The organism is Rhodococcus sp. P4_E4, from assembly GCF_056401575.1.
On sequence record NZ_JBFUJB010000020.1, the window covers coordinates 140,166 to 155,724 of the forward strand.

General features: G+C 62.8%; 15 protein-coding genes. 4 read left to right on the plus strand and 11 right to left on the minus strand.

The features are described from left to right. Positions 1-46: 46 nt before the first annotated feature. Together AC1DVN_RS22715 and AC1DVN_RS22720 are read right to left on the minus strand one after the other, a co-directional pair. Positions 47-934, minus strand: a complete 888-nt coding sequence (locus tag AC1DVN_RS22715; RefSeq protein ID WP_003942742.1) for a hypothetical protein — start codon at positions 932-934, stop codon at positions 47-49. A 105-nt stretch (positions 935-1,039) separates the two neighbouring features. After that, entirely contained in the window at positions 1,040-3,373 is a 2,334-nt protein-coding gene (locus AC1DVN_RS22720) for a Tex family protein (RefSeq protein WP_477994242.1), read from the minus strand. A gap of 75 nt (positions 3,374-3,448) precedes the next feature. Here AC1DVN_RS22720 and AC1DVN_RS22725 point away from each other — a divergent pair, with 75 nt between their 5' ends. Then, positions 3,449-4,435, plus strand: coding sequence for a serine hydrolase (locus AC1DVN_RS22725; RefSeq protein ID WP_029255127.1), 987 nt, complete (start codon positions 3,449-3,451; stop codon positions 4,433-4,435). Positions 4,436-4,461: 26 nt separating this feature from the next. Here AC1DVN_RS22725 and rffA read toward each other — a convergent pair whose 3' ends face one another. Both rffA and AC1DVN_RS22735 read right to left on the minus strand, forming a co-directional pair. After that, positions 4,462-5,604, minus strand: coding sequence for a dTDP-4-amino-4,6-dideoxygalactose transaminase (gene rffA / locus AC1DVN_RS22730; protein WP_021343913.1), 1,143 nt, complete (start codon positions 5,602-5,604; stop codon positions 4,462-4,464). After that, a complete protein-coding gene (locus AC1DVN_RS22735) occupies positions 5,594-6,580 on the minus strand; it encodes a glycosyltransferase (protein WP_477994243.1) in 987 nt (328 codons plus the stop codon). The genes rffA and AC1DVN_RS22735 overlap by 11 nt, the downstream gene beginning before the upstream one ends. Before the next feature lie 172 nt (positions 6,581-6,752). Here AC1DVN_RS22735 and AC1DVN_RS22740 point away from each other — a divergent pair, with 172 nt between their 5' ends. Next, complete coding sequence (locus tag AC1DVN_RS22740) at positions 6,753-8,951, plus strand: hypothetical protein (RefSeq protein WP_477845823.1); 2,199 nt, start codon at positions 6,753-6,755, stop codon at positions 8,949-8,951. Beyond that, positions 8,948-9,394, plus strand: coding sequence for a GtrA family protein (locus AC1DVN_RS22745; protein ID WP_020969332.1), 447 nt, complete (start codon positions 8,948-8,950; stop codon positions 9,392-9,394). Before AC1DVN_RS22740 ends, AC1DVN_RS22745 begins: the two co-directional genes overlap by 4 nt. A 5-nt stretch (positions 9,395-9,399) precedes the next feature. Here AC1DVN_RS22745 and AC1DVN_RS22750 read toward each other — a convergent pair whose 3' ends face one another. Beyond that, on the minus strand, positions 9,400-9,978 hold the full coding sequence (locus AC1DVN_RS22750) for a TetR/AcrR family transcriptional regulator (protein ID WP_020969331.1): 579 nt from the start codon (positions 9,976-9,978) through the stop codon (positions 9,400-9,402). A gap of 68 nt (positions 9,979-10,046) precedes the next feature. On the opposite strand from AC1DVN_RS22750, the gene AC1DVN_RS22755 reads away from it, so the two are divergent. Next, on the plus strand, positions 10,047-10,622 hold the full coding sequence (locus tag AC1DVN_RS22755) for a dihydrofolate reductase family protein (RefSeq protein WP_408989200.1): 576 nt from the start codon (positions 10,047-10,049) through the stop codon (positions 10,620-10,622). Here the strand turns inward: AC1DVN_RS22755 and trmD are convergent. From trmD to ffh, 6 genes are all read right to left on the minus strand, one after another. Continuing rightward, on the minus strand, positions 10,619-11,323 hold the full coding sequence (gene trmD, locus AC1DVN_RS22760; RefSeq protein WP_019747962.1) for a tRNA (guanosine(37)-N1)-methyltransferase TrmD: 705 nt from the start codon (positions 11,321-11,323) through the stop codon (positions 10,619-10,621). The genes AC1DVN_RS22755 and trmD overlap by 4 nt on opposite strands. 9 nt (positions 11,324-11,332) lie before the next feature. Next, positions 11,333-11,905, minus strand: a complete 573-nt coding sequence (rimM, locus tag AC1DVN_RS22765) for a ribosome maturation factor RimM (protein WP_020907286.1) — start codon at positions 11,903-11,905, stop codon at positions 11,333-11,335. A gap of 14 nt (positions 11,906-11,919) precedes the next feature. Continuing rightward, positions 11,920-12,162, minus strand: a complete 243-nt coding sequence (locus AC1DVN_RS22770) for an RNA-binding protein (RefSeq protein WP_003939023.1) — start codon at positions 12,160-12,162, stop codon at positions 11,920-11,922. After that, positions 12,159-12,629 (minus strand): 30S ribosomal protein S16, encoded by a 471-nt coding sequence (gene rpsP, locus AC1DVN_RS22775; RefSeq protein WP_003942818.1) that lies wholly within the window; start codon positions 12,627-12,629, stop codon positions 12,159-12,161. Before rpsP ends, AC1DVN_RS22770 begins: the two co-directional genes overlap by 4 nt. A 209-nt stretch (positions 12,630-12,838) precedes the next feature. Then, positions 12,839-13,921 (minus strand): amidohydrolase family protein, encoded by a 1,083-nt coding sequence (locus AC1DVN_RS22780; RefSeq protein WP_060938667.1) that lies wholly within the window; start codon positions 13,919-13,921, stop codon positions 12,839-12,841. 3 nt (positions 13,922-13,924) lie between these two features. Further along, on the minus strand, positions 13,925-15,502 hold the full coding sequence (gene ffh / locus AC1DVN_RS22785) for a signal recognition particle protein (protein WP_003942713.1): 1,578 nt from the start codon (positions 15,500-15,502) through the stop codon (positions 13,925-13,927). Positions 15,503-15,559: the final 57 nt, after the last annotated feature.

Sequence of the window (15,559 nt, forward strand, 5' to 3'; positions counted from 1 at the left end):
CGCGTTTCGGTCTCCCGAAACGGCGCTCGTCTGGTTCGTGCCCAGATCAAGTGCTGCTGCCTGGTCCAGGCAACCCGTCCATTGTGCCAGACGCGGACACCAGCGGGGAAATCGGTGGTGGCGGGGCCGCGTGGATGGTGTGGTCCAATTCCTGCTCGGCCGCGGTCATCGCATGCTCGACGCTCGGTGATCCGGCAATCAGATCCTGGACGTAGATCTTGGCCCTGATGACCGGTCGCCGCCACTTCCGCTCACGCTCGAGCGCGCGGTTCATCCGTTTCGGCTTACGCGTGTACCGCCAACGTGCCCACGGCGCACCCGGCCGGCTCAGGCGAACCGCACCGATTACCAGCAACGGGAAAACGAACAGGCCGACGAGCCCCGTCCAGATCTTCCCTTTGAGAATCACGATGGCTGCCAAGGCGAAGTTGATCAACGCGACAAAAACGAACACCAACTTGATCCACGGATCCCGTTCTTCACGGAACCCGGCGACGTCGAGAAGTTCGAGCGGGCGGAAACCCAACAGCACCAGACCGGTCACGGCGATCGCGACGAAGACCGCATCCACCGAGGTCCGACCTTGCTCGGACCAGTACACATCCTTCAGATAGAAGATCAGTGCGAACTCGTCGAGCACCAACGCCGCACCCATACCGAAGATCGCCGCCAGGACGGCACCGGTGGTCTGCGAACCATCGACGTAGACCGCGATCAGCGCACCACCGGAGATCATCATGGCGATCACACCGAACACGACGTGATGCACGTGCTGACCTCCGGGCGCGATGTTGCCCGGCCACCATTTCACCTGCGCACGGATCATCCGGACGCTGAGACGGATGAAGAGGAAGGCAGAGAGGAATCCGAGCAGGAAGAACAGCAATGGCAATCGGCCATGGGCGATGATCTCGCGCTCGAGCCACTCCCGCATCACTGTCCTCCCTTCACCGAATTTCAGATCCGATCATTCTTCCGATTGATACCGCCAACCGACTCGAATGAGACGATACGGACTCCGAAAACCCGGCGGACGGAATTACTTGCCGAAGCCCGCCTTGCGCAGAGCCTCAGCCATCGACCCGGCAGCAGGCGCGCGGTTGTCCGGACGCGACTCGCGTCCACCCTGACGTCCGCCACTACCTCGTTGCTGCCCCTGACGCTGACCCTGTGGCTGGCCCTGACGCTGTGGTTGCCCACCTCGCGGGCCTTCGGACTTGCGGGGTGCGCCCACCTCGTCGTCGAGACGAAGCGTCAGCCCGATGCGTTGGCGTGCCTCGTCCACTTCGAGGACCTTCACCTTGACGACGTCACCTGACTTGACGACCTCGCGTGGGTCCTTGACGAAGTTGTGTGACATCGCCGAGACGTGAACCAGACCGTCCTGATGAACTCCGATGTCGACGAAGGCACCGAAGGCTGCGACGTTGGTGACCACACCTTCGAGAGTCATACCGGGCTTGAGATGCGCGACTTTCTCGATGCCTGCGGCAAAGGTCGCGGTCTTGAATTCGGGTCGTGGATCTCGTCCCGGCTTCTCCAACTCGGAGATGATGTCGGTGACGGTCGGTAGACCGAATCGCTCGTCGACGTAGTCGGACGCCGTGACCGATCGAAGTGCCTGCGAGTTTCCGATCACGGTGCGCACGTCCCCGCCGGCACTGGCAACGATCTTGCGAACCACCGGATATGCCTCCGGGTGGACGCTCGACGCGKCGAGCGGGTCGTCGCCGTCGGTGATCCGCAAGAAGCCTGCGCACTGCTCGAAAGCCTTGGGTCCCAGTCGGGAGACGTCCTTGAGTCCCTTGCGGGACTTGAACGGACCGTTCTGGTCCCGATGGGCGACGATGCTCTCCGCTAGGGAACCTGCGATTCCGGACACCCGAGCGAGCAGCGGCACGGACGCGGTGTTGACGTCGACGCCGACCGAGTTGACGGCATCCTCGACGACGGCGTCGAGGGAACGTGAGAGCAGCGATTCGGTGATGTCGTGCTGGTACTGACCGACACCGATGGACTTGGGATCGATCTTGACCAACTCCGCCAACGGATCCTGCAGGCGACGCGCAATGGACACCGCACCGCGAATCGAGACGTCGAGGTCGGGAAGTTCCTGCGACGCGTAGGCCGAAGCCGAGTACACCGATGCGCCTGCCTCGGAGACGACGATCTTGGTCAGGTTGGGCGCGCCGGTCTTCTTGATCAGTTCGGTAGCGAGCGTGTCGGTCTCGCGTGAGGCCGTGCCGTTGCCGATGGCGATCAGTTCGACGCCGTGCTTGGCGACCAGCCCGGCAAGCGTCGCAAGAGCCGCATCCCACTTGTTCTGCGGCTGGTGCGGGTAAATCGTCTCGTATGCAACAACTTTGCCGGTTCCGTCGACGATGGCAACCTTAGTTCCGGTACGGAATCCGGGGTCGAGTCCCATGGTGGGTCGGGCGCCGGCGGGAGCCGCGAGGAGTAGATCCTTGAGGTTGGTGGCGAAGACGTCGACGGCGTCCTTTTCGGCCGACTGCCGCAGACGCATTCGAGTGTCGATACCGAGCGTGACGGCGAACTTCGTCTTCCACGCCCACTTGACGGTGTCGAGAAGCCACCCGTCGGCGGCCCGACCACGGTCGGCGATCTCGAACCGCGACGCGATGCGGCCTTCGTAGACCGTGCGCTCCCCCGGCGCGAGTTCTTCGGTGTCGGCCGCCATGTTGAGCGACAGCACCTCTTCCTTCTCTCCGCGCAAGACGGCGAGGATGCGGTGCGAGGGCAATTTGGAGAACGGTTCCGAGAACTCGAAGTAGTCAGCAAACTTCGAGCCATCGGTTTCCTTGCCCTTGCGGACCGATGAGACGATCTGGCCGCGACTCCACATCAGCTCGCGCAATTCACCGACCAGATCGGCGTCCTCGGCGAAGCGCTCCACGAGGATCGACCGGGCACCGTCGAGTTGCTCGTCCGAATACTGCGCGGGATCGGTGGTGGGATCTCCGATGAGAGCGTCCGCGACGGGCTCGTGGCCGGCCTCGCGGGCGATCTGCGCCTTGGTGCGCCGCTTCGGCTTGAAGGGGAGGTAGATGTCCTCCAGCCGCGCTTTTGTCTCGGCCAGCATGATCTGACCGCGCAGTTGATCGTCGAGTTTGCCCTGAGAGTCGATCTCCGTGAGCACGGCGTCACGACGGTCGTCGAGCTCGCGGAGATACCGCAGCCGCTCGTCCAGGAGTCGCAACTGGGCGTCGTCGAGCGTGCCGGTGACTTCCTTGCGGTACCGGGCGATGAAGGGCACCGTGGCTCCGCCGTCGAGAAGGTCGACTGCTGCTGCAACCTGGCCTTCGCGGACGTCGAGTTCCTCGGCAATGCGCTGGTTCACGGTCTTGAGAATCACGAGATCCGACCCTACCGCTATCCTGAGACAAGAAGATCGGCAACAGTGCCGTGTCAGGGCTACCGGGGGAAACAGATGAGTACGCGGTACGTCCGGATTGCCGCAATGGCGGCCGCAGTTACTTTTGCGGCTTCGTGCAGCGGTGGACAGAACCCGGATGATTCGATGCAGACCCCCGCCTTCCCCGACACCAATGTTCCGGTCGCGGAGACTCTCGACGGCCGACTGGCTCAAGCTCAGGTGGCGGCGCTCGGGCGTGGTGCGGACGTCTCCATCGCCGTCCTCGATCGATCCTCGGACAAGTACCTCGATGTCGCCGGCGACCAGCAAATCGAAACTGCCTCGGTGGCAAAACTTTTCATCGCCGAGGATCTCCTCCATCAGGACGCTCGCGGCGAGCGGCCCATCACGGACGACGATCGCACCCTCATGGCGGCAATGCTCGAATCCTCCGACGACACCGCAGCCAACCTTCTGTGGGACGAGGTCGGCGGACAAGAGGTGATCACCCGGGTTGCCGAGCGTTACGCACTGACCGCGACGACGCCGCCGTGGGACGGAATGTGGTGGAACACCGAGACCACGACGCACGACCTGGTCACTTTCTACAACGGCGTCCTCGACGACTCCGACCAGCTCGGACCTGAGCGGGTCGAGCAATTCGTCGAGTACCTGCGACAATCCACTCCCGAAGGAACCGACGGCTACGACCAGAGGTTCGGATTGCCCGAGGCCTTGTTCGGCGAGTCGGTCATCGGAGTCAAGCAAGGCTGGATGTGCTGTGTCGAGGACAAGTGGATCCATCTGTCCACCGGCATCGTCGGTGACGACAACCGATACATCATCGCAATCGGTTCGCGAGAAGACGTCCAGTACACGGACGAGGACAGCTTCTATCCCGACACCTCGTTCACCGACGCCGTCGACGACGAAAGCGCACTGCACGCACGTGACACGGTCACCGGCGTCACACAGATTCTCTTCCCGAGCGGAAGCATCGACGACTGGGCGGCGGCATCCACGACCGCGGATTCGGTGATGCCCGAAGCTTCCGGGCCCTGATTCGATCCACGCGGTCGTGTTCGTCCTCAAGCCTGCTTGTACTCGAGGACCGAACCGATGACCCGTTCCTGTTGTTCGGACGTGAGCATGGGCCACAGCGGCAGTCGAAGGATCGACGCGGAGAACTCGGCGCTACGCACACACGGCTCCGGTGTTCGTCCGTAGCGCACACCGGCCGCACTCGTATCGAGCGGAATGTAGTGGAACGGCGCCACGATTCCGTCGGCGGCAAGATGCCTAATCAAGCCGTCGCGGCTCTCTTCGGTAGGCATCTTGAGATAGAACAGGTGCGCGGTGTGCTCGCGATCATCGGGAACCGCCATGGGAACGACACCGTTCTCGGACGCCCACTCGCCCAGACTCACGCTGTAGGCATCCCAGACGCGATGCCTGGCCGCCTGAATCGCGTCGAACTCCGAGAGTTGTGCGTCGAGGACAGCGGCATTGAGTTCACTGGGCAGATAACTCGACCCGATGTCCTGCCACGAATACTTGTCGACCTGGCCGCGCAGGAAACGCGCACGGTCGGTCCCCTTCTCACGGATGATTTCGGCGCGGGTCATCAACTGATCGTCGGAGAGCAACAGCGCGCCACCCTCACCGCAGTGAACGTTCTTGGTGTCGTGAAAACTCTGCGTACCGATAGTTCCGATGGTGCCGAGCGCCCGCCCGCGCCACTTTCCGCCGAGCCCGTGAGCGTTGTCTTCGATCAACGCGACGCCGTGGAGTTCTGCGAGGTCGAGGAGAGGTTCCATGTCGGCGGCGACTCCGCCGTAATGCATGACCAGTACAGCTTTCGTGCGTTCCGTGATCGCCGCTGCGACGCAGTCGGGATCGATATTGCCGGTACTCGGATCGATGTCGACGAAAACAACAGTGGCACCGCGCAACGCGACGGCGGTTGCCGCCGAACTGAACGCGAAGCTCGGGACGATCACCTCGTCACCTGGGCCCAATTCGAGTAGCAGCGCACCCAATTCGAGTGCGTGCGTGCACGAGGTCGTCAGCAGAGCATGCGTGGATCCGGTGATCGCCTTGAGCGCTGCAGTCGCGGACTTGGTGAAACGTCCGTCACCGTGAATGTGATCGGACTCCAGAACCGTTGCCAGATTCGACAATTCGTTCGATGCCCGATAGGGGCGGGAGAAGATGATGCGATCAGTGCTCACGACTGCGCCGATCGATCGAGGTTCCGGGCCGCGGTGAATCGACAGTCAGATACAGAGGCTTTCCGACAAGGACGTGCAGTGCCACGCCAAGGTATTCGGCGATGAGACCGAGCGAGAACAGGATCGCACCCGAACAGACCAGCAGCGCCATGATGATCGACGCCCATCCTTCCGGGTCGTTGTTGTCACCGGTCATGGCTTGGACGAAGATCACCGCAGCCATGATCACACCGGCCGACGCCAGGGTGACCCCGAGCAGACTCACCAGTCGCAGACCGCGTGTTCCGCTACACAACACCATCTTCCAGAACAACGAGAACAAACGGCGATAGTTGTACCCCGATTCCTCGCGGCCTTCCGCTCGAAGTGTCACCGGCGCCGTGGCGGTATTGCCGACAACCCACGTCAGCGCGACGTCCAGATACACACCGTTGGCGGCGACGCCGGCCAACTGTCGGCCGATGTCACCTCGGATCAGGCGGTAACTTTCGAATCTCGTCGAATCAGGGAACGCGAATACCGTCGCCAAGACGATCTTTGCACCGCGCGAGGTCAGGTTCCGCAAGAATCCATGCGGGCGGGTGTTCGTGGGTTTGGAATACACGAGATCGGATCGCTCCGTCAGCGCGGTGTCGAGGAAAGCCCCGATGTGCACCGGGTCGTGCTGGCCGTCTTCGTCCATCGTCACGATCCACTGGCCACGTGCAACGGCCATACCGGCGATAGTCGCCGCGTCCTGGCCGTAGTTGCGACTGAGCCACACGACACGCACCTGATCGAAACGGCGCTCCAATTCGAGTAACACGACGTCGGAACGGTCCGGACCGTTGTCGTGAACCAGCACGATCTCGTCGACGGTGAACTGCGCTCCACCGGGCGTCGAACTCGGTACGCACAGGCCGTCCAACTCCTCGACGAGCGCCGTGATCGTCTTTTCGCCCTGATAAACGGGCACTACGACGGAAATCGAGTGCACTCGCTTCCACTCCCTTCAGGGGGCTCGACTGGCGCCGAGAGACAGGCACGATCGGGCCCACACCGTCGCGAACTTTAACACGCAGAGATGTCCGGACTTCGGATGCCGACGGCGCGTGATGCGCTCGCGTCTCCGCGCGCCCCACCTGCCCTGTTAAGGTCTGGAACTCGTGGTGGAAACTCGCACTCTCGCCCGGGCAGACGTGTACAAGTGGGGCGCCGTCACGGCGGTCGGTGTCATCGCCGGCTACCTGGCCGTGGTGCTCGCGAACGCTCGTCACTTCTACACCGACGACACCGAGTCCCAGTACGCGCCGCTGTGGGTCATGCTCGGCCGTAGCCTGCGAGAAGGACACCTGCCGGTACTCGTCCCCGAGAACTGGATGGCGGGCAACTACGCGATCGAGGAAGCGGGCCTTCTGAATCCGCCACAACTTCTGATCGACCTGATCGCACCGTCCTTCGACAACCTGGCGCTGTACGCGACGATCGTGAAGTTGATCTTCGCGATCATCCTTGCGCTGGGCGTCTATCGGATCTGCCTGGAGTACGGCTCGAAGCCCACGTGGGCTGCGGTCGCCGGAGTCTCGATTCCGTTCACCGGTTTCCTCCTCTTCTTCGACTCGGCCAGTTGGATGACAGCCTTCACCGGCACTGCCTGGATGGTTCAGGCGTGGGCCTCGGCAATCCGCTACGCCCGCGGTAAGAGCGGTCCGATCCCGACCTTCGTGTTCTTGTATCTCGCGATGTCGGTCCAATATGTTTTCCCCGCAGTCGAATCCGGCTTGATGATCGTCGCAGTCGCGATCGGCGAAGTTGTCTATCAGCGGCGTTGGCTACCGTCGCTGCGGCTATTGGCGGTGTCCGCGTGTGCCGCCCTCGCCGGTCTCGCGACGTATCTACCGAGCCTGCTCACCGCCGACGTCACCTGGCGCGGTGCATCCGAAGTCAAGAACGACGCTTTCCTCGCCGTTCCCTGGTCGGAATCGCTGAACGCGAGCCTGCCGAGCACGATGCCCGCGTTCTCCTCGTGGTGGGGATACATCCAGACCATGCCCATGGTCTACGTCGCGTGGTTCCTCATTCCGGCTCTGGCATTCATCGACTGGGGCAAGGCACGCGCCGCGGCACGTGAATTGACCGCCGTCGGGATCTTCACGGTCGCCGTCCTCATGTGGACTGCCGGGCCGAGCACGATCGGCCCACTGCGGTGGCCCGCGCGCGTGCTTCCGATGGTGGCCATCGGACTCCTGCTTCTGGTGTGCATCCTGCTCGGGCGTTACGCCACGACCGACAAGTTGCGCGGACGCTGCGTTGCAGCGGGAATCCTCGTGGGCCTGCTTTTGATCAGGTCCGCCTCGGCAGCTCCCGGGCTCGCGAAATGGCATGTGATCTCAGCCCTGGTCGTTGCCGCACTCGGCGCTGCGATGGTGTGGCTGGGCCGTACCAAGGGCACCGCGCTCGCATGCCTGTTGGCAATCGCCGCGGTCTCCCCCATCGCCTACGCCCAGGTTCGGGCCGCGCAACCAACCCCGATGAGCTGGGACCTGCCCGAATCCCGCTCGGAGATGAAAGAGGCCTTCCCCGACTTTGAAGGCACGACACTGCAACTGGGCGACCGTGCACTCATCGCACCCGGGGACAAAACCCTCGACGGAGCGTACGGTTCCCTGGCTTTCGGCAACTACCCCAAAGACCTCGAACTGACCTACACCAGCGGCTACACCCCCAACGGGCACTTCTACTTCGGCGATCTGCTCTGCATGCGCTGGGACATGAGCGTCTGCCCCGACGCCTTCCGACGGGCATTCACCGTCGAACCCACCACCGGCCGCACCATCGTCGACCTGATGAAGGTGGACCGCGTCGTACTGCAGAACGCCCTCTACCCCGATGCACGTAAGAGCCCGGCCCCCGACGGGTGGACATGGGTGGACTACCCCGGTCACGAGAACTACATCTCCGTGCTCGAACGCGTCGACGGCCCCGTCTCGACACGAAACGGCCGCATCGCCGATACCCGTGGCGTCGAAGCTGTTTCGACCGCGGAATCGAACATGTCGAGCACCCTTCGTGTCAGTTCGGAGACCGGCGGCAAGGTTGTGTTCGCACGGCTCGGCTGGCCCGGGTATCGAGCTAGCCTCGACGGTCAGCCTGTCCCGATCGACGTCGTCGCGAAGTCCTTTGTCACCGTGGACATCCCAGCCGGGACGAAGGACGCTGAACTTGTCCTCACGTGGCGACCCCCGGGATGGAAGGTCGGCGGCGCTTCGATGGTCGCCGGAATCCTCGGCCTCGGTGTGCTCGAGTGGATGTATCTGCGGACACGACGCAAGGACCGGATCAACATCGTGAAAACCGAGTCTTCATGACCGAAGACATCGCATCACCCGAGAACCCCGGCCCGCTGCTGCGGGTGGTCAAGCATCAACCCATCGCGTTTGCCATTGTCGGAGTGGCCAATACGGCGATCGGATACGGGCTCTTCGTGATCTGGTCACTGATCCTCGACAACAAGGATCTGTATCAAGTGGCTGTGATCGGTGCGTACTCCATCAGCGTGCTCATCGCTTTCGTTCTGCATCGGACGTTGGTTTTCCGCGTCCGCGGACATGTGGCACGCGACCTGGGCGCGTTCATCGTCGTCAATTCCGGTGGCCTCGTGCTGAATCTGATACTCGGAACAATCGCGGTGTCGATTCTGCATGCCCCGCCGCTTCCCGCCCAGGCGGTTGTCATGTTGATCGTTGCCGGTGTGAGTTTCTTCGGTCATCGATACTTCTCGTTCCGCCGCAAACCTGCCGAGCGGCACTGACCCTTCTACGATTCGCGGGGTAGCGCTCGATCCACCGCGGCCTCGACGATCGTACGAATATCTTCCTCCCCGAACAGGTTCGGCAATGTCAGTCGATCCAGTACGAGCCAGTTCAACGACAAATAGAGCAGGCGAACGGTCATCGCATCACCCGGCACGCCCGACGCCAGATGATTGGCTACGTTCAGATCGAAGTCTTCTCGGATGCGGACGGTCAGGACCGCTCGCAGGTCCGGACGACGTATCGCCTCCAGCCGCAACTCCATGAGCGCGAGGAAACCCGTTCCAAACGAGGTGACCCGCTCGACCACGTCGAGCATGAGCGTCACCAGTCGCTCACGATCGGTGCCGTTGACGGGATCGATCAATCCCTCGAGGTCGTCCGGAATCAGTCGCTCGTAGATCCGGCCACCGGCCTGCGTGAGTAGGTCGTCGCGATTGGAGAAGTAGTTCGACGCTGTCCCGTTCGGCACGGCTGCCTGGGTGTCGACGGCTCGAAAAGTCAAGCCTCGAGCACCCTCTCGGGCCAACACCTCGATTGCCGCGTCGATCAGGGCAAGCCGTCGTTCCGGGTTCTTTCGCACTTGACATCACTCCTGACACGACCCTAAGTTAAACCACTACGAACATAGTACTACGAACGGAGCGTTTGATGCGAAAGCTTGTGTACTACGTGGGAGCTTCCCTCGACGGCTACATCGCGGGACCAGACGGCGAATTCGATTTCTTCCCGGTTTCCGAACAGATCACGGCCTGGATATGCGATCGATATCCCGAGACCGTGCCAACGCATGTGCGGCCCGCTCTCGGAATCGAGGACGCACCCAACAGAACCTTCGACACGGTCGTCATGGGCCGCGGCTCTTACGAGCCCGGGCTGAGCCTCGGCGTGAACAGCCCTTTTGCGCACCTGCGCCAGTTCGTCGTCTCCAGCACCCTCCCTGACGCCGAGGATCCCGCGGTCACCATCGTTCGCACCGATCCACGTGCGGTCGTCAGATCCCTCAAAGAGGAAGAAGGACAAGATATCTGGCTGTGCGGCGGCGGAACTCTCGCCGGCGAACTACTACCGGAGATCGACGAGTTGATCGTCAAAAGGTATCCGGTTGTCGCCGGCGCGGGCATACCGCTGATCAGAGGTAACTTCGAGCCGACACTGTTCACACCGACTGCAACCGAATCGCTCGACGACGGCGCAAGCATCACCTGGTTGAAGAGAAATACCTAAGGAAGTAGATCCGGTCGACGCTCGGCCGTGCGCTGCAGCGACTGCTCATGGCGCCAGGCTTTGATCTTCGCGTGATCTCCGGAAAGCAGAACAGGCGGAACCTCGAGATCACGCCACACGGCGGGGCGAGTGTAACTGGGCCCTTCGAGGAGCCCGTCGGAGAACGAATCCTCTTGGTGTGACAGCTGATTGCCGAGAACACCGGGCATCAGTCGCACAACAGCCTCGACCATCACCAGCACGGCTGCTTCACCGCCGATCAGAACGTAATCGCCGATACTGACTTCTTCAACGCGAACCCGCTTGGCGGCGTCGTCGAAAACCCGTTGGTCGATACCTTCGTATCGGCCGCAGGCGAAGACAAGGTGCTTGGCGGTGGCCCAGCGATGTGCGGTCGCCTGAGTGAACGGGACGCCGGCGGGAGTCGGCACCACCAAGATCGTCTCGGCATCATCCGGGCCGGAAGAATCGGAGCGACCGATCACGTCGTCCAGCGCCGGGCCCCAGACGGTGGGTTTCATGACCATGCCGGGTCCGCCGCCGTACGGGGAATCGTCGACGGCTTTGTGTACGTCATGGGTCCACGACCGAAGATCGTGGACGTCGACCGAGATCAAGCCACGTTCGATTGCCTTGCCCAGCAAGGCAGCACGAAGCGGTTCGAGATACTCGGGAAAGATGGTGACGACGTCGAGACGCATGACAAACGATCAGTCGTTGTCTGAGTTCGAATTATCGCTGTTCGACTTGTCGCCGAAATCCGGGTCGAGCAGTCCCTCGGGAGGCTCGATCATCACGACGCCGTCGGCAATCGACACCGAGGTGACGATGGCGGCGACAAACGGGATCAGCAATTCACCGGACGTCTCGCCGGTACGACGAATCGAAAGCAATTCGCCTGCGGCGGAATGCAATACCTCGATGACCGAACCGACCTCGGTACCGTCCGTGAGGACGACCTTCAGTCCTTCGAGTTCGTGGTCGTAGAACTCGTCCGGATCATCCGAAGGCTCGAGTTCGGAACTGTCGATGACAAACAGTGTGCCGCGCAACGCATCTGCGTCGCCACGGTCACTGACGCCTTCGAGGCGCAGCAGAAGCCGCCCGGAATGATCCCGGGCGGCTTCCACTGTGTACGACTTCAGTGTGGACTCGCGCGGCTTGCGCCCACGCAGCACAGAACCTACGGCAAAACGATCTTCGGGCTCGTCTGTACGAACCTCGACTACCAATTCACCTTTGATGCCATGCGACTTCGCGACACGACCGACTACGAGTTCCACCTGTTTACTGCCGTCTACTGATCGGTGTCGACGACATCAACACGGATACCGCGGCCACCGATGCCGGAGACCAAGGTCCGCAGAGCGGTCGCCGTGCGACCACCCCGACCGATGACCTTGCCGAGATCGTCGGGGTGCACGTGCACCTCGACGGTCCGTCCCCGACGTCCGGTGATCAGCTCGACACGCACATCGTCGGGATTGGCGACGATGCCACGCACGAGATGCTCTACCGCATCAGCGACGACGGCACTCACTTGTCAGCAGCCTCGGCGTCTGCAGCGGGAGCCTCGGCGTCAGCCGCGGTGTCTTCTGCCTTGGCCTCGTCAGCCTTTGCAGCCTTCTTCTTCTTGGGGGTGATTGCTTCTGCAACCGGCTCGTTCTCGGCCTGCGCGAGTGCAGCCTGGAAGAGCTCGAGCTTGGTGGGCTTGGCTTCCTTGACGCGCAGGGTGCCTTCGGTGCCCGGCAGGCCCTTGAACTTCTGCCAGTCACCGGTGATCTTGAGGAGTGCCTCGACGGGCTCGGTGGGCTGTGCGCCCACGGACAGCCAGTACTGAGCGCGCTCGGAATCGATGTCGATCAGCGAGGGCTCTTCCTTGGGGTGGTACTTGCCGATGGTCTCGATCGCACGGCCGTCACGACGGGTGCGCGAGTCGGCGATGACAACGCGGTACTGAGCGTTGCGGATCTTGCCGAGGCGGGTGAGCTTGATTTTGACAGCCACAGCTGCAGTTCTCCTTCAGCGCGCACAACAGTGCTGCGCATGTCACGTGCAATTCAGCGACCCACACGATTTGTGAGCCCGGTTTTGCCTCTATCCTGTGACCGTCGCAGCGGTACGTAACCGGTTGCGACGAACAATGGTCCATTGTGCCAGATGGGTGGGCTCGTTCGGAAACCACCCTGTGCGCGCTTCGAGAGTGCAGGGACTCCCTAACCACTCACGGGGGTGCCGCGGAGGATCACACGCATCGGCTTCGCGAGCACATCGGGGTTTCCGCGCGGATCTTCGGAATAAACCACCAGGTCGGCGGGCGCTCCCTCTTCGATGCCCTGGGCACCCAACCAACTCCGCGCATCCCAGCTGGCTGCGCCCAACGCCTGGTGAGCTGTCAATCCGGCAACTTCGAGTTCGGCGATCTCGTCGGCGATCCGCCCGTGTCTGATCGATCCGCCGGCATCCGTTCCGGCATAGATTGGAATCCCGGCCTCGTGAGCGGCACCGATTGTCTGGTGCCGACGAGCGTGCAAATCGCGCATGTGCGCCGCGTAGATCGGATATCGCGTGGCGGAGTCCGCGATCTCGGGGAAAGTAGCGATGTTGATCAGCGTCGGAACCAGGGCCGTGCCGTGCGCGACCATCGACTCGATGGTCGCGTCCGTCAATCCGGTGCCGTGCTCGATGCAGTCGATACCGGCGTTGATCAGGCCGGGCAAAGCGTCTTCGGCAAAAACGTGAGCGGTGACCTTTGCGCCTTCGGCGTGGGCGGCAGCGATGGCCTCGACCAGGATCTCGTCGCTCCACAAGGGAGCCAGATCGCCGACGGAACGATCGATCCAGTCGCCGACGAGCTTGACCCAGCCGTCACCAGCGCGTGCCTGACGCACTACCTCGGCCGGCAACTGAGATTCGTCGTCCAGGTCGACCGGCAAGCCCGGGATGTACCGCTTGGGTGCCGCGATGTGCTGACCTGCGCGAATGATCCGCGGCAAATCGAGGCGCTCGTCGATGAACCTGGTGTCGACCGGTGATCCGGCGTCGCGGAGCAACAGCACGCCCGCGTCACGTTCGGTCTTCGCCTGCTCCAGCAAGCCGTCGACGGTTTCGCCGCCGCCACCGCCGTAGCGGATACCGACGTGACAATGCGCATCCACGAGACCCGGTGTGATCCAACCCGATTCGACGATCGTCTCCGCACCGGACACCGGCTCGAAGGAAATCAGCCCGTCGACGATCCACAATTCGATCGGCTCGGCATCGGGCAGACCGATACCCCGCAGATGAAGCGCAGCCACCGACTACTTCTTGGGCAGCTTGAGCTGGGAAAGATCGATGCCTTCCAGTCCGGGCGGCAACTGATCGAGACCCTTGGGCATGTTCGACAGGTCGGGCATCCCGGCCGGCATTCCGCCGGGCATACCCGGGAATCCGCCCATGCCGGGGAATCCTCCGCGCATCTTGGGCTGCGTCGGGCCCTTGCCGCCCTTCTTGCCCTTCTTGCCCTTCTTGCTGCGAACCTGCTTACGCGCGCCGGGCATGCCCATACGGCCGGCCATGGCAGCCATCATCTTGCGGGCTTCGAAGAAGCGATCCACCAACTGGTTGACGTCGGAAACCTTGACGCCCGAACCGTTCGCGATGCGCAGTCTGCGTGAGGCGTTGATGATCTTCGGATCGTCGCGCTCGGCCGGTGTCATACCGCGGATGATGGCCTGAATGCGATCGAGTTGCTTCTCGTCGACGTTGGCCAGCGCGTCCTTCATGCCGCCGGCACCCGGCAGCATGCCGAGGAGGTTGCCGATCGGGCCCATCTTGCGGACGGCCATCATCTGATCGAGGAAGTCTTCGAGGGTGAGCTGACCGGAACCGATCTTCGCTGCGGTCGCTTCGGCCTGATCGGCGTCGAAAACCTGCTCGGCCTGCTCGATGAGGCTCAGGACGTCGCCCATACCGAGGATCCGGCTGGCCATGCGATCGGGGTGGAAGACGTCGAAGTCTTCGAGCTTCTCGCCGGTGGACGCGAAGAGGATCGGCTGGCCGGTGACCTCGCGGACGCTCAGTGCGGCACCACCGCGGGCGTCGCCGTCGAGCTTGGTGAGGACGACACCGGTGATGCCGACTCCTTCACGGAACGCGTCGGCGGTACTGACCGCGTCCTGACCGATCATGGCGTCGAGGACGAAGATGGTCTCGTCCGGGTTGACGGCGTCACGGATACCGGCGGCCTGCGCCATCAGCTCCGAGTCGATACCGAGGCGACCGGCGGTGTCGACGATCACGACGTCGTAGTGCTTGTTGCGGGCTTCCTCGACTCCGGCGCGGGCGACCTCGACGGGGTCGGCTGCGGAAACGCCGAGGGCGTTCTCGCCACCGCCGATGGAGGTACCGGGGTGCGGCGCGAAGACTGCCGCGCCCGCACGCTCACCGACGATCTGAAGCTGAGTGACGGCGCCGGGACGCTGAAGGTCGCAGGCAACGAGGAGGGGCGTGTGCCCCTGGTCCTTGAGCCACTTGGCCAACTTTCCGGCCAGCGTGGTCTTACCGGAACCCTGCAGACCGGCCAACATGATGACCGTCGGCGGAGTCTTGGCGAACTGGAGTCGACGAGTTTCGCCGCCGAGAACCTCGACCAGCTCTTCGTTGACGATCTTGACGACCTGCTGAGCCGGGTTCAGTGCACCCGAGACCTCGGCGCCCTTGGCGCGTTCCTTGATCTTGGCGATGAAGCTGCGCACTACGGGAAGCGCGACGTCGGCCTCGAGCAGGGCAAGGCGGATCTCGCGGGCCGTAGCGTCGATGTCGGCGCCGGACAGACGACCCTTGCCACGCAGATCCTTGAGAGATCCGGTCAATCTGTCGGAAAGGGATTCGAACACCGAGTGCGCTCCTGAAGGTCGTGCGAGTTAGCCGTGGATATTCTCGGGCACCAGCCT

Coding starts and splice junctions, on each gene's coding strand:
- AC1DVN_RS22715 (WP_003942742.1), bottom strand. CDS start 934: ATGCGGGAGTGGCTCGAGCGCGAGATCATCGCCCATGGCCGATTGCCA.
- AC1DVN_RS22725 (WP_029255127.1), top strand. CDS start 3,449: ATGAGTACGCGGTACGTCCGGATTGCCGCAATGGCGGCCGCAGTTACT.
- AC1DVN_RS22745 (WP_020969332.1), top strand. CDS start 8,948: ATGACCGAAGACATCGCATCACCCGAGAACCCCGGCCCGCTGCTGCGG.
- AC1DVN_RS22755 (WP_408989200.1), top strand. CDS start 10,047: ATGCGAAAGCTTGTGTACTACGTGGGAGCTTCCCTCGACGGCTACATC.
- trmD (WP_019747962.1), bottom strand. CDS start 11,323: ATGCGTCTCGACGTCGTCACCATCTTTCCCGAGTATCTCGAACCGCTT.